Source organism: Zobellia alginiliquefaciens (assembly GCF_029323795.1).
GTDB lineage: Bacteria > Bacteroidota > Bacteroidia > Flavobacteriales > Flavobacteriaceae > Zobellia > Zobellia alginiliquefaciens.
Genome location: NZ_CP119758.1, coordinates 3,532,240 through 3,546,369, shown reverse-complemented (window position 1 = coordinate 3,546,369; position 14,130 = coordinate 3,532,240). Strand labels below are relative to the sequence as shown.

Annotated in this window: 10 protein-coding genes; 3 read left to right on the top strand and 7 right to left on the bottom strand. The window is 37.6% G+C overall.

What is annotated here, in order from left to right:
- Positions 1-11: 11 nt before the first annotated feature.
- Genes P0077_RS14865 through P0077_RS14855 form a run of 3 tightly spaced genes read left to right on the top strand, consistent with a single transcriptional unit; the run spans position 12 to position 1,501 of the window.
- Complete coding sequence (locus P0077_RS14865) at positions 12-266, top strand: SemiSWEET family sugar transporter (protein WP_276165996.1); 255 nt, start codon at positions 12-14, stop codon at positions 264-266.
- Positions 267-920: a guanitoxin biosynthesis heme-dependent pre-guanitoxin N-hydroxylase GntA gene (gene gntA, locus P0077_RS14860; RefSeq protein ID WP_276165995.1), complete on the top strand. Its 654-nt coding sequence runs from the start codon at positions 267-269 to the stop codon at positions 918-920.
- Positions 921-925: 5 nt separating this feature from the next.
- On the top strand, positions 926-1,501 hold the full coding sequence (locus P0077_RS14855; protein ID WP_276165994.1) for an urea carboxylase-associated family protein: 576 nt from the start codon (positions 926-928) through the stop codon (positions 1,499-1,501).
- 347 nt (positions 1,502-1,848) lie between these two features.
- Here P0077_RS14855 and P0077_RS14850 read toward each other — a convergent pair whose 3' ends face one another.
- From P0077_RS14850 to P0077_RS14820, 7 genes are all read right to left on the bottom strand, one after another.
- Positions 1,849-3,411: a sulfatase family protein gene (locus P0077_RS14850; protein ID WP_276165993.1), complete on the bottom strand. Its 1,563-nt coding sequence runs from the start codon at positions 3,409-3,411 to the stop codon at positions 1,849-1,851.
- A gap of 28 nt (positions 3,412-3,439) precedes the next feature.
- Positions 3,440-5,746, bottom strand: a complete 2,307-nt coding sequence (locus tag P0077_RS14845) for a family 20 glycosylhydrolase (RefSeq protein ID WP_276165992.1) — start codon at positions 5,744-5,746, stop codon at positions 3,440-3,442.
- 32 nt (positions 5,747-5,778) lie between these two features.
- Positions 5,779-7,080 carry an alpha-L-fucosidase gene (locus P0077_RS14840; protein ID WP_276165991.1) on the bottom strand — a complete coding sequence of 434 codons (1,302 nt, stop codon included), beginning with the start codon at positions 7,078-7,080 and terminating at the stop codon, positions 5,779-5,781.
- A 39-nt stretch (positions 7,081-7,119) separates the two neighbouring features.
- Positions 7,120-8,796: a glycoside hydrolase family 172 protein gene (locus P0077_RS14835; RefSeq protein WP_276165990.1), complete on the bottom strand. Its 1,677-nt coding sequence runs from the start codon at positions 8,794-8,796 to the stop codon at positions 7,120-7,122.
- A complete protein-coding gene (locus P0077_RS14830; protein ID WP_276165989.1) occupies positions 8,793-10,256 on the bottom strand; it encodes a sulfatase family protein in 1,464 nt (487 codons plus the stop codon). The genes P0077_RS14835 and P0077_RS14830 overlap by 4 nt, the downstream gene beginning before the upstream one ends.
- Positions 10,257-10,343: 87 nt before the next feature.
- Positions 10,344-11,747, bottom strand: a complete 1,404-nt coding sequence (locus P0077_RS14825; protein ID WP_276165988.1) for a sulfatase family protein — start codon at positions 11,745-11,747, stop codon at positions 10,344-10,346.
- Positions 11,748-11,765: 18 nt separating this feature from the next.
- The gene (locus P0077_RS14820; RefSeq protein WP_276165987.1) at positions 11,766-14,114 is read right to left on the bottom strand and encodes a GH92 family glycosyl hydrolase; all 2,349 of its coding nucleotides are present in this window, start codon (positions 14,112-14,114) and stop codon (positions 11,766-11,768) included.
- Positions 14,115-14,130 lie beyond the last annotated feature (16 nt).

The following is a 14,130-nucleotide window of genomic DNA, read 5'->3' as shown; positions in this document are numbered from 1 at the left end:
AAAGAGAATTTATGACCTCTACTGAAACTATTGGCTTATTAGCTGGCTTGTTTACTACAATTGCTGTTATTCCGCAAATTGCAAAAGCTATTAAATCTGGTGACGTAGGTAGCATAAGTCCATTTTTTTTTATCATCCTGATAATTGGTGTAGGTCTTTGGACGGCATATGGAATCTTAAAAGAAGATTGGCCCATTATTATTACTAATGGTATATCGTTTTCTCTAAATGTTACAATGTTATTTATTTACTATAGCAAAAATTAAATGGAAATTTTAACAAATAAAAAATTAGAAGCTGAGGCAATGGTTCGCGAGTTTATCCTTGATGACCACCCGTGTGTAATGGCCCAAAGTGTAGTAGCTGATGATAATCTTACCGTTTGCTCATATGACAATATGGGCGAGGGCGCCGCAAGAATACTTATAGAAGATTTAAAAGATTACCTAAACGATGCTTCCACAGACTCTATGAAGTTTCAAACCTTTATTGCAGTTTTCAATGAAAGCGAGTTTTCTACGGAAAAGGATTTTGAAATCGCCTTATGGGGCTTATTAAATAATTTACATAAATTGGATGACTCACCTTGGGACGCAAGAACAAGTCCGGACCCTCAATCTCCCAAGTTTAGTTTTAGTCTATTTTCCGAATCATTTTATATTGTTGGCATGCACCCTAATTCTTCCAGATGGGCACGTTCATCACCCGTACCAATGATCGTATTTAACCTTCATAGCCAGTTTGAACTGTTAAGGAAGGCAGATAGGTACACACGTGTTAGAGATTTAATAAGAAGAAGAGATAAGGCATACCAGGGATCTATAAACCCCATGTTGGAAGATTTTGGCACTCATAGTGAAGCTAGACAATATAGTGGTAGAGCTGTTGGCAAAACTTGGGAATGTCCTTTTAAATATTAAATAAAATGCAAATAATTCCTCCTAAATCCGGAACATCCTTCCAACTTAAAAAAGAGCAAGTACTCAAAGTTACAGATATTGAAGGCTCGCAAGTTTCAGATATCCTATTTTTTAATAATAGTGATGTCAAAGAAAAACTGTCCTCAGGTAAAACTATGGATTATGAAGAATCTATTCTCTTAACAAAAGGAAATTATCTATATAGCAACCGCAGCAACAAGATGGTTAAAATTATAGAGGACACGAACGGTCGTAATGATTTTTTGTTGGCACCTTGCGATGTAAAAACCTTTAAGCATTTTTATAATATGGATGGTCACCACCCGAGCTGTTTTGAAAATTTATATACCCATTTGGATAAGTTTGGAATTAACAAAGATGAAATCCCTACTGCATTCAACATTTTTATGAATGTACAGTTTAATGAAAAAGGTAAAATCAGCGTGATGCCCCCCACAAGTAAAGCTGGTGATTATATTTGTTTTAAAGCTGAGATGGATTTAATAGTTGGCATTACAGCTTGCTCCGCAAAGGATAGCAACGGTGGTAGCTTTAAACCAATTGGTTATGAAATTTTATAGGAGATGAAGAATTTTTAGAAACAATTTCAAACTTCGTATTTAGTACCAAAAATTGATAAACACAACACTCACATAACCTTGTCAAGTACCTTCAATTACAGTTGGCAAGAAATTCCTCCATTCGATGGGAATAGAAAGAGGCAGAGGTCTGAAAAGCGACATTGCGAAGTTAATGGACGACATCCTAGTCCATCCTTTCATTTTTTCGTTTTCGGTGCTGAGAAAACCTCTATGTTTTTCTTATAGAAATTCGGCTAATTTTCATATCACCATACTTAATTCATACACTCTATTTGTAATATTTCATGAAATCCGTAGTACGTATTACTCCTTATAAAAACGAAAACTTATTCAGAATATATCATGGTATCTTCTGGCCAATTCTCATCAATATAATCTTGCTGTGCCCCTGGGGTAGACCTCCCATTTTTTATAATTTTCGCAAACTTCTGCGTCAATTGTTCTACAATTTCTGGTTTTTCTAAAAAAAGATTAGTAGTTTCAGAAGGATCATTTGCCAAATTATACAGTTCAAACTTTGGTTCGCCAGACTTAGGTTCAATTAAAATTGGCCTCAATGAACCGCCTGATCCCCTCACAAAATTTAACTTCCAGTCACCATCACGTATGGCAAAAAATCCTTGAACGGAATGGTGAATTACGGGACCATGGGTAATTGTATCAGCGTTTTCGTCCTTTAAAATTGGTAACAAGCTAAAACTATCTTCTGCCTCGTCATCCCTCAATGGCTGATTGACAATATCGGCAATGGTGGCCAGATAATCGGTTTGACATACCGTTACATCCGTTTTACTTCCCGGTTTAATCATTTTAGGCCATCGCATTAGATAAGGCACTCTATGTCCTCCTTCATAAATATCTCGTTTTCCTCCTTTAAAATTAAGACTACTGTAATGCCCAAAAGTATCTCTTTGATATACATAGTTGGTTTCCGCTCCATTATCGGATGAAAAAATTACCAAGGTATTTTCTTCAATGCCGTTTTCCTTTAAGGCGTTCAGTACCTGCCCTACCCTGTAATCGGTTTCTTCTACAAACGCTCCGTAGTTACCGGCATCGCTCCTTCCTTGAAAATCTGGATGCGTACTATGTGGCAAATGCGGACTATTCAATGGAAGATAAAGAAAGAAAGGTTTTTTCTTATTGGCGTTTTCGTTAATATACGCAACGGCCTTATCCGCAAAATGCTCCAGGACATACTCATCATTAAACCCTGGTGCTACTTCTACCCAATTTCCTTTTCCTTCACGTATGGTGTCGTATGGTGAGGTCATTCGGTATGTTCTTGGTGTAACGTCCAGTTTTTTCTTCGTCCACAAGGTAGGTGCTTCTAGAACGCTATCGTTCTCTAAATAGGTCAATATTCCGTAGTTCATAGAGGCCGGTATACCGTAAAAGTAATCGAACCCTTTCTCAATAGGACCTTGTGTAAAAGGTTTGGACCAGTCCCTATTTTTACCCAAACTGCCTTCGAATTCCATTTGAAGATGCCATTTTCCTACCATTGCGGTATTATAACCGTTTTTTTGCAAAAGTGATCCAATCGTAGTACGACCTTCTTCTATTAAACATGGGCCATCCGCCCTCAGTACGCCTTTTTTCAAATCGGTACGCCAACTGTACCTTCCCGTTAATAACGAGTATCGTGAAGGAGTACAAACTGCATCGCTACTATGGCCATCGGTAAATATGATACCTTCATTAGCTATTTTGTCAATATTCGGGGTACTGAATTTTGCATCGGGATTCAGGGCACGTACATCGCCATATCCTTGGTCATCCGTATAAATAATTACTATATTCGGCTTTTCTGTATTCTGGCTCCACAAAGGAGCGCACAATAGACCAAGAAAAGAGAAGATCACAATCGTTCTTGCTTTGCTTTTCATCTGTATCTGTTTGTATTCAAGATTTGTTTCAATAGCCGGTTACTCCAATATCCAAAGGTAAAAGTGTTTCTCCTTGAGGAGCATATTTAACCTCTATTACCCTTTGGTTGTCACTTGGTCTATATTTTAAAATTATTGGATGCCATCCTTTTCGCAATGCAATTTTTCCAAATCGTTTGCGAGGACCGTGCCAACCACTATTGTCTACTACAAGTTTGTCCGATACATATAAATAATCTCCACCATCTGAACGGGTTTCAAACTCATAAATATCGTCCTTATCTGCATAGAAATACCCGGTATAGACCAAATTAAAGTTTTTTTCACCCTTAAAATCCGCTATATCCACGCTATCCACTTTTTCCCATTTAGCATTGGTCCATGCCTTTATATCATCAACTTCCTTAAATTTTCCTTTTACAATATAACACATTAGACCTTTCTCTTTTATGTTGGCGGTTGCTGCATCAACATACTCAGTCTTTACCACTTTGGCCGTTTTAATATCGTTGAATATATCGTCTCTATACGCTCTAGCCTTGATCGTCATGGTATCTTTTACCGTAAACGGTTTTTCATATTTCAAGGAGTTTCTAGTAGGTATGCTACCATCCTTTGTATAAAAAATCTCTACACCTTCCAACGGATATGCTAACTCTAATAGTACCGACGTACTATCTACAATCGCTATTTCCCTATCCAGCCCTTTAACCGCAGGTATGTAATAATGCACCCCTAAAACATCTAATCTATCGTATTGTTTTTCTACCCTTGTATTAAACGTTGCAAAATCCTTACCCTCTTTAGGTGCCCAACCATTTTCTGCTACGGCTAGCATTCTAGGAAATGCCTGGTATTGCAGTCGTTTAAAATTAGGAATCCACTCGGACCATAAATTGGCCTGTATACCCATGACATTCTCGGATTGCTCTTTAGTGAAACTTTCCGGTACGGGCTCGTAACCATAAATTCTTTCCAATGGGTTACCTTCATTTAAATAATCAAAATAATAGGCATCCGTAGTCGTAATCACCACATCATTACCATTTTCAGCAGCTTTCTTTAAGGCATCCGGGCGCCAGCCACGCCACCACATAATTGTTGCCTCTTTGGTTAAGCCTCCTTCAACAATTTCATCCCATCCCATTAGTTTTTTTCCTTTGGAGTGTAAAAATTTTTCTATATCCCTATTGAAATGAGACTGTAGTTCATGTTCATCCGCTAAATCATTTTCTTTGATAGCTTTCTGACAATGCGGACATTTTTCCCAAGATTTTATATTTACCTCATCACCACCGATATGAATATATTCGTATGGGAAAATTTCAACAACCTCCGATAAAATATTCTTCATGAATTCATATGTGGTTTCCTTACCCAAACAAGCTGGGTATGTAAACACCGTATCCCAACCGGAATCTTCATTACAGGACAAATACGGGTAATTATCTATAGCCGATTTAAAATGTCCTGGCATATCAATTTCAGGGATGACGGTAATGTTACGTTCTCCTGCGTAGGCTATGATTTCCTTGATTTCTTCCTGTGTAAAAAAACCACCGTACTTCCGTTCTCCATCAACTTCCTTAAAATTAGATTCGTCTATTTTATAAAGCTCATTTTCAACAGCTCTGGTATTACAGATACTATCTTGATTGTTGGGAATACGCCATGCACCTTTTTCCGTTAATAACGGGTACTTTTTAATCTCCATACGCCAACCTTGATCATCGGTCAGGTGCATATGGTAGGTATTCATTTTGTAGAGCGCCATATAATCCAGAAAGGATTTTACCTCCTCCATTTTAAAGAAATGACGGCTAAAATCCATATGCATACCCCGCCACTGAAACCTTGGTTGGTCCTTAATAGAGACCGCCGGAACAAACCATTCATTTTGTTTAGTATCGGCAGATTCAATCGTAACCGGAAGTAGTTGACGAAGTGTCGCTACCGCATTAAAAAATCCGTTTTCATCCGAAGCACCTATAATTACTTTGTCTGCATTTACATCTAAGGTATAGCCGCCTTTTTCCAATCCTTCAACTGTTGTAAAAACGATACTATTTTGATCAGCAGCAGCAGTGGTCTCTAAAGAGAAATCAGAGGCACGATCCAAAAGCTCTGCTAAAAGAGCTACAGCTTTCGTTTGGCTATCGTCCGTACTAACTAACTTGGTGTCCGCAAAAATTTTAAAGGAGCCTTCTCCCAACTCCATGCTTGCCGGTTTGGGCAATAAAGCAATATCTTCTTTGTTAAACGATGGATTAGGCGAAGTACACGCCGTTAACACTACTGTAACGGCTATCGCCAGAAACAAGATTTTCTTCTTCATCTATTTCCTTCTAGTTTTGTTTCTATTAATTTTTAACGTATTTCCATTTTAAAAATGGTATCTATACTATCCTCGTCCAAAGATTTTGGATATAGAAATATGCCTTCTTTAACCTGCTTGAACTTTATTTTTTCCGATCCATCAAAAGAAGAAACGGATTTTACTTTTTTAGTGAGTTCTGGAATAAAGATGTAGGGCTCGGAAGGTACATCCAACACATGTACGTAAAGGGTTTTTTCCTTTTGGGTTATAGTTCCCCAATCCTGTGTTTTTATCAGGCCGCCCCTTGTGCCGTAAATACTTTCTCCGTACTGGGTGGTCCACTCTCCCATTTCACCAAGGGTAGTAACAAATTCAGGTTGAATTTCACCGTTTGGCATTGGACCTACATTAAGCAATAAATTTCCGTTTTTACCTGCTGCTTTAACCAAAAAGTGAACCAGTTGTTTTGTGGTTTTGTACTTTTTATCGTTCAGGTCAAAACCCCATGTTTTAGCCATTGTAGCACAAGACTCCAAAGGCAAAGGGCTAATCTCTACACCAGCACTATATCCACCTTTGTTTTCCCCTGGCAGATCTCTTTCAAAAGTTTGAACATCTTCTCCCGGTATAGGCTGTATGTGGTGATTGTTGGCTATTAACGTATTAGGGCTCAACTCATGAATCAAGGTATACAGCTCATCATAATTCCAATTCGCTTTTTTCCTATCCCAGTGACCATCGAACCAGATGCAACCTATGTCACCGTAATTGGTAAGAAGTTCCGTTAACTGTGCTTTCATAAACGTAACATAATCTGCCCATGCTTCTTCATCGCCTTTCTTTCCTTTTTTATAATCGTCCCTGGCCCAATCTAAGAGCGAATAGTAGAAATTTAACTTGATGCCTTCTTTTTTACAGGCCTCGGCCAGCTCTCTAAGTGGGTCTCTTTCAAACCGCGTAGCATCTATAATATCATAGTCGGTAGCATCTGTGTCGAACATGCTAAAACTATCATGATGTCTTGAAGTTATAGTTATGTATTTCATACCTGCCGATTTGGCAATTTTAACCCATTCCTCTGCATCAAAATCTACTGGATCAAAGAATTTTGGAAGTTTTTTATAGGTGTCCAAATCTATTTTCTGCTGGTACATTACCCATTCGCCATCGCCTAAAACGCTATAAACGCCCCAATGTATAAACATTCCGAATTTCATATCCTGGAATTCTTTACGCGCTTCTAGGTTTCCCTTAGTTGGCGTATACTCCGGCATTGGGTATTCGTATTTTACCTGTGCGCCAACTTGGTTGACCATTACGGTTAATACAGCTAATAAAAATAACTTTTTCATCTGTTCAGTTTAATTTCTAGTTAATCTCGTTAATATTAATTATTCCTCTATAATTATTTTGGTAGCACCCAACAAATCTTTAACGGCCTCAGGATCTGCTTTACAATTAGATTTTGTAGCCGCATCTCCATACCAATACACCCCGACCCCATACTCCATATCGCATTTAGTCCAACTCCAAATTTCCATATCCAGTTGTAACGAGCTGCCAAAAGGCATACCGTCTAATGCGCGGGTTCTTGTTTCCGTGCTGTATTTTTGGGTGTTTCTATCACCTATCTCTGCTTCGGTTTTTCTATTGTGCTTATTGTATTTATTAGAGTTTGGTTGTGCATGAAACGGATGTTCATAAAAATCGTTGCTCATACCTCCCCATGAATATCCATAATAGTCTTCGGTTCCGGTTCCGAAAATTGATGGAAAATCTTCTCCGTCTACCCAAATCTTTTCATCGCCTTCACCCCACCATCTCTTTACAGGATTCCATATCGTTAAAGCATCACCAACATATACACCTCTTCCTTTTAGGGTTACATAATTCCAGTCGGAGAATGGTCTTGTAGAAACGGGATATTCCCCTCTCCAGGCCGCATTAAAATACATGCTATTTTCATCCCAGGTATAATCGCCAACTACAGCTTCTAACTTTACATCGATAGGATTGCTCCCTAGATTAACAACAGAGATTCTTCCGTTTTTTTGATATGGCATTACCCATCTACTGGACATCGTACCATCATTCGCAACGGTTCTGTACCAGCCTTGAAAAGGGTTCAAACCTATTCCACTACCAAAAAAGTCGCCAATAGGACTCCATACCGTTTCTTGCCCATCAAATTCGATTTTTAAAACTACCGATCGTGTAACCGTAGAATCTTTATAACTATCTAATTTCAATGATAAACCTCGAACAGCATTTGTACCAGAAGTTAATTCAACAGATTTTTCTTCACCTGTATTTAAGGTTTCCGATAACGTAAAATGTTTTCCTTCTGTTATTTTTTCCGGAGCCAATAAAGCATCACCAACTTTTTTAACTAAAGTATTTTCCTCTTTAAAATCTTTTAAAGTGAAGGTTTTAATTTTGGTTCCCTCATCATACTCGCGATACGTAAATTGATAGAAAAATGGTTTTTCGGTTACTGTTATCTTACAACTTTTAGCATATGGAATAGGAAAAAAAGAAACCGCCGATCGCAATGATTTATGGGCAAAAGGAAAAGGAAACAAACCCGTGCCATTCAAAAGTCCCAACATATTTCCTTGTAAAGTTGGTTCTTTAGCTCCATCTAGATAAATTTTGATAGTACTGGTTGTTGTTGGTTTTTGTGCGTTTAAAAAAGGCATCCACGTACGAACTATAGCACCAGGGCCTTGATGATCCATTAATACCCATTCTTTTTGGCCATTGATTTCTTCTGTTCGAATAAAATTTTGGTCTTCTTCCTTATTTTTCCTGTTGAAGTCCTGATTTGTAAACCAGCCTACCGTATCATTTGGTGTTTTTGATGCTCTGTTGTAACTACTTTCTTGATTTAAGCGAAAATCCTTTGTTGGGAATTTAGTAATAGCATCGCGATCGATCATTTCATTTAACAATGACGAAATACTTACACCGGATTCTTTAGTTTCTTGAGTTGTGCAAGAAACGGTTGATACAATTGCAACTATAGCTAAATGAAACTTTAATTGTCTTAAATTTAAAATCTTCTTCATTGGTTCGGTATATTAATCTGTCCAACAGGTCTTCGGTTCTCTTCTAGCCATTGATAAAAATGTTCTGCTTCTTTAAGCAGTTTATTTACTATCTCCGGGTATTGGCTTATTCTGTTATATTTCTCGGAAGGATCTTCGTTTAAGTGGTATAATTCAAGAGGTTTAAACTCACTGGAATCGGTTCTTTTTACAAATAATTTCCAATCTTTATTACGGATGGCTTTGTAATTAGAGGGCTTCTTATAATTATTCAACGCAAAATAATGAAGGTATTCATGAGGGCTACCTTCAGCTTGCCCGGTTAGTAGCGGCATTAAATTCTTTCCATCAACAACTCGGTCTTTTGGAATCTCTACCCCAGCTATATTAGCAAATGTTGCCAATAAATCTATGGTACTGGACATAGCATTGCTTCTCGCTCCGGAAAGAATAGTCCCTGGCCATCTAAATATCGCAGGAACCCGTAAACCACCTTCATACATGCTGCCTTTTGCTCCTTTTAATAGTCCCGCAGAACCACCATCGGTGGCGTATTTTGGTGTTGGCCCATTATCAGAAGAAAAAACAACCAAGGTATTATCATCTATTCCTAATTCTTTTAATTTATTTAGTATTTGTCCGGTACTCCAGTCGACTTCCATTACAGCATCTCCATATAAACCTCTTTCAGATTTTCCTTTATAATTATCACTTACAAAAAAGTTTGTATGTGGCATTGTGTGTGCCAAATAAAGGAAAAATGGTTCTTTGCTATTCTCTTCAATAAATTCAAGAGCTTTATCGGTATAACGTCTGGTCATTTCGTTTTGATCCGGATCTAACTCAATTACCTTTTCGTTTTCCATAAGTGGCAAATCAGGGAAATTCCAAGAACCTCCAACGGTATACCCTAACTTTTTCTTGCGCTTTAAAATTTCCTGCATCAAGACTGTATCCTTTAATTCTTCTACCACTGTGTTACAATGATAAGGCCACATATCGTGCGAGTACGGAAAACCAAAAAACGAATCGAACCCTTGATTTGTAGGTAAAAACTCGGGAACATCTCCCAAATGCCATTTGCCAATATGCATGGTTTTATAATCTGCTTTTTTTAAAACTTCGGCAATGGTAATTTCGTCTGGATGAAGTCCTAATTTTGAATTCGGTAATTCGTTAAAAGAATGACTAACTCTAGAATGGTAACTACCTGTCATTAATTGTGCGCGAGAAGGCCCGCAAACGGCTGCTGCATAAAAGCTAGTTAGCCGAATACCTTCACTCGCCATTAAATCTATATTTGGTGTTTCTATATTGGGCGAACCATAACAGCCTAAATCTCCATAACCTTGATCATCTGTAAAAATTAAAATGATATTAGGTTTAACAGCATCTTCAACAACATTAACAGCCTTTATATTTTTTTGTTTACACGACACAAATAATAAGATAACCAATGAAAACAGTGCTATTTTGTTCATCGGTTCAGCAATTAGTTTATATGTTAATCTAAATGTTTTTATTATTTTTTAATTTTAAGGAAATAAGTGTTACACCTCATAAGATTATTACTTTTTAGCTTGTAAAGCTATTTGATCTCCTTGTTGTTGCATCCATCTTTCGATGGCTGTTTTTAGCTCTTTAATATTTGATGTGAATCGGGAATCTTCGGCTAAATTGTTCATCTCAAACGGGTCATCGTCTAAATTATACAATTCAAATTCTGGTCTTTTTTTATAGCGTTGTACTAAGCTGCTTGCTGTGTTATCATACCCTGCTTTTTCAAGCCAAGAAAGATATATCTGTCTAACATCTCTATCTGGCATTTTTTTGTCTACATAACCATAATCAAACCCATTAATTACACGTACCGCATAAAGATTGTCAGGTGTTAAATTCCAGATAAGTTTAAATTTCCCATCCGTAACAGCTCTAGAAGCATACTCTGGACCTTCAGTACCACTGTTGTATAAGAAAAAAGCATAATCTCTATGTGTTTTAGCTTTCTTCTTAATAATTGGCATTAAGCTTTTCCCATCAAGATTAGCGGGTACTTTTCCTCCAGCTGCATCAATTAAAGTTGGAACAATATCACAATATTGAGCAATAGCATCGGTTTCCAAGTTTTGATTATAAGATTTTGGCCACTTCATTACACATGCAGACCGAACACCCCAATCGTATGTTGTCCACTTACCACCTGGCATACCAGTACCGTTTTCATCTAAAACAATCATAGCAGTACTGTTTTCTAAATCATTGTCTTTTATCAGGTTTATGGTTTTACCAACTTGTTCATCAAACGCTCTAACTTCAGCTAAATATTCTCGAAAATATTTACGAGTAACCTCCGTATCTACTAGATTGTCTGGTAATATTAAGTCTTCAGTATTCCATAAACTACTATCTCCTGCATCCCAAGGTGCGTGGGCATTAACAGAACATATAAGTAAGCAAAACGGTTGATTAGAATTGCGAGTTACGAATTCTTTTACTCCGCTCCAATCTTCTGGTGCTGGCCCTCTAAAACCAACACTTTTTGTAAACCCATCTATAAACTCATAGGGATAAACTGAATGTGGTTTAAAATGTCGCTTACCTGTTAAGCCTACACGATACCCTAATTTCTCTAAATGTTGCACAATACTAAGTGTGCCTTTTTTTGTGGCTGCATGGTTAATATCGCACCCGTTTTTTATTGGCATCATGCCTGTCATTAATTCTGCCCGAGCTGGTGCACATATAGCTTGAGAAACAAACATATTGGTAAACTTTATACCTTTACTTGCCAATTTATCTATGTTAGGAGACGTATTTGGATTTGGAGAACCGTAGCTACCTAAAGTATTGGCACTAATATCATCCCCTAAAATAATTACATAATTTGGCTTATTATTTTTTTGAGCATTAAGCAATGAATAAAAGCTTAAAAGCCCCAATAAGAAAAACTTTAGTGAACTATTAAATTGCATCCGGTTCTTATTTTAAATTTACTTTTTTGGTTCTGCTCCCATTTCTAGTTCTAAAACACCGCCTTTAGTTATTTCCCCATGCGTAATCCAATACCTATCTAATGTTTTTCCATTTAGTTTAATAGATTGGACATAGATATTCTCTTCTGAATTATTGTTTGCTATAATTTTGAAGGTTTTTCCTGAATAGTAATTGTTGTCTAATTTTATTTCAGCTTCAGAAAACACCGGACTTGTTATTTGATATTTATTATCACCGGGATTTATAGGGTGAATTCCTATGGATGCTAAAACATACCAAGCAGACATCTGCCCTACGTCTTCATTTCCGCATAAACCGAAGGCATCGGTTCCATAGGCATCACTACAAATAGTACGTGTGTATTTTTGAGTTAAATAAGGCACTCCGGCTTCGTTTAACATAAATGGCACATGATGAACCGGTTCGTTAGGGTGATTGTAATAATTGTTCCAAAGAAAATCTTCCGGTGTATCATCAAAGAAAGAAATCAATTCATTTTTAAAAGCTTCTTCACCGCCCATTAGCTCTTTTAAACCATCAATATCATGTGGCACAAACCACCCTTGTTGGTACGGATTACTTTCAATACAACCTTGACCATGTACAGTTTTTCCTTCCCATTCTAACCAAGTACCTGTACTATCTTTTGCTCTAAACCAATTAACCTCATCGTTCCAGATGCTTTTATAGTTTTTACTGCGTTTAAAATATTCACTGGCTATTTCTTTTTTTCCTAAAGACTCAGCCATTGTCGCCAAACACCAATCGGAATAGGCATATTCTAAGGTTTTTGAAATATGCTTATGTGAATATCCTAACTCACCATTGCCTGTATTATTAACTGTATTTAATGAATATTGAAATGCTTTCTCAATATCGTAATTACGGATGCCTTTTTGGTACGCATCATTAATTACTGAAACCGCAGGGTTACCTAACATAACACCTGAATACGAGTTTAGCATTTCCCAACGTGGTAGATATTCGCGACCGCTTAATTCTGCCATTTGTAATAATGAATTGATTTCATCATTCACCAAACTTGGGTTAATTATAGTTTGAAGCGGAAACTGTGAACGAAACACATCCCAACCACTAAAAATGGTTCGATATGTAAAATCGTTGGTCTGGTGTACTTTTTTATCGGCACCAATATAATTTCCGTTTACATCTGAAAAAGCTCGCGGATCTATTAACGTATGATATAACGAAGTGTAAAAAATAGTTTTTTCGGCATTTGTACCGCCTTCAACTGAAATATTTGAAATAGCATCACTCCAAAGATCTCTAGCTTCTTGTCTGGTTTTATCAAAATCCCAGTGGTTAATATCATGCTCTAAGTTTTCTTTGGCACCAGCTATGCTCACAAAGGAAATACCACTTTTTACTAAAACTTCCTCATCCTCTTTCGTATTAAAGTTTGTATAAAAACCTAGATGCTTGCCTTGTAATTCGGTTTTATCGGTATAAATCTTAGCATTTTTTACCGCATTTTGGTAATTGTCCTTTCTTATCCAACGCATTTTTCGTTTTACATCAGGTAAATCTGCACTCCAAATACCATAATCTTTTAAAGGCTTGCTAAACTGACAGTAAAAATATACTACATAATCGGCATTTCCGGCTCCAGCTCCCCAACCGCCACCTTCTGGTGGACATTTCATCCAACCTTCAATCGTGTTTTCATTTACAATTTTAATGTATTGCTCGGTTGATGTTCCACCAACTCTACGCGATAAGTCAATCTGTACACGGGAACTATCGCTTTCAGGATACGTAAACCTAATAATTCCAGCTCTTGGCGCTGCCGTTAGTTCTGTTCGCACCTTGTAATCCTCCATAGTTACCGCATAATATCCGGCTTCTGTAACTTCGGTATCATGGGAATAACGTGAACGGTAACCACTTTCCGGTTTCTCGGGTACACCACGGTTGGTCTGTAAAGCACCTACCGCTGGGGTAACCAGAAAATTACCTAAGTCTCCAAACCAGCCAATTCCGCTCATGTGGGTAAAGCTGAACCCTTCCATAGTGGGGTGTTCATAGGAATAACCCGGTCCGTTATCCCCTCCCGTAAAGGTATCCGGACTTAATTGTACCAGACCAAATGGTGTAGCGGCACCAGGAAAAGTTTTACCAAAACCATGGGCATCCTCTGACTTTTTGCCATAGGTAACCGCACCTATAATAGGGTCTATATAATCCACCGCCTGCTTTCCGATTATCGCTGCCGCTTCATCCTCCTGAACTACCTTGTTCTCAACATTTGTGGAAGAACAGGCAACCATGATACAAGATAGTAGCATGCTAAAACCTGCGGTTATTTTCATTTTTTCATTCTTCATATAGACGCTATGTTCT

Excerpts from the sequence above, each read along its gene's own strand:
- P0077_RS14865 (WP_276165996.1), top strand. The coding sequence starts at position 12 with ATGACCTCTACTGAAACTATTGGCTTATTAGCTGGCTTGTTTACTACA.
- gntA (WP_276165995.1), top strand. The coding sequence starts at position 267 with ATGGAAATTTTAACAAATAAAAAATTAGAAGCTGAGGCAATGGTTCGC.
- P0077_RS14855 (WP_276165994.1), top strand. The coding sequence starts at position 926 with ATGCAAATAATTCCTCCTAAATCCGGAACATCCTTCCAACTTAAAAAA.
- P0077_RS14850 (WP_276165993.1), bottom strand. The coding sequence starts at position 3,411 with ATGAAAAGCAAAGCAAGAACGATTGTGATCTTCTCTTTTCTTGGTCTA.
- P0077_RS14845 (WP_276165992.1), bottom strand. The coding sequence starts at position 5,746 with ATGAAGAAGAAAATCTTGTTTCTGGCGATAGCCGTTACAGTAGTGTTA.
- P0077_RS14840 (WP_276165991.1), bottom strand. The coding sequence starts at position 7,080 with ATGAAAAAGTTATTTTTATTAGCTGTATTAACCGTAATGGTCAACCAA.
- P0077_RS14835 (WP_276165990.1), bottom strand. The coding sequence starts at position 8,796 with ATGAAGAAGATTTTAAATTTAAGACAATTAAAGTTTCATTTAGCTATA.
- P0077_RS14830 (WP_276165989.1), bottom strand. The coding sequence starts at position 10,256 with ATGAACAAAATAGCACTGTTTTCATTGGTTATCTTATTATTTGTGTCG.
- P0077_RS14825 (WP_276165988.1), bottom strand. The coding sequence starts at position 11,747 with ATGCAATTTAATAGTTCACTAAAGTTTTTCTTATTGGGGCTTTTAAGC.
- P0077_RS14820 (WP_276165987.1), bottom strand. The coding sequence starts at position 14,114 with ATGAAGAATGAAAAAATGAAAATAACCGCAGGTTTTAGCATGCTACTA.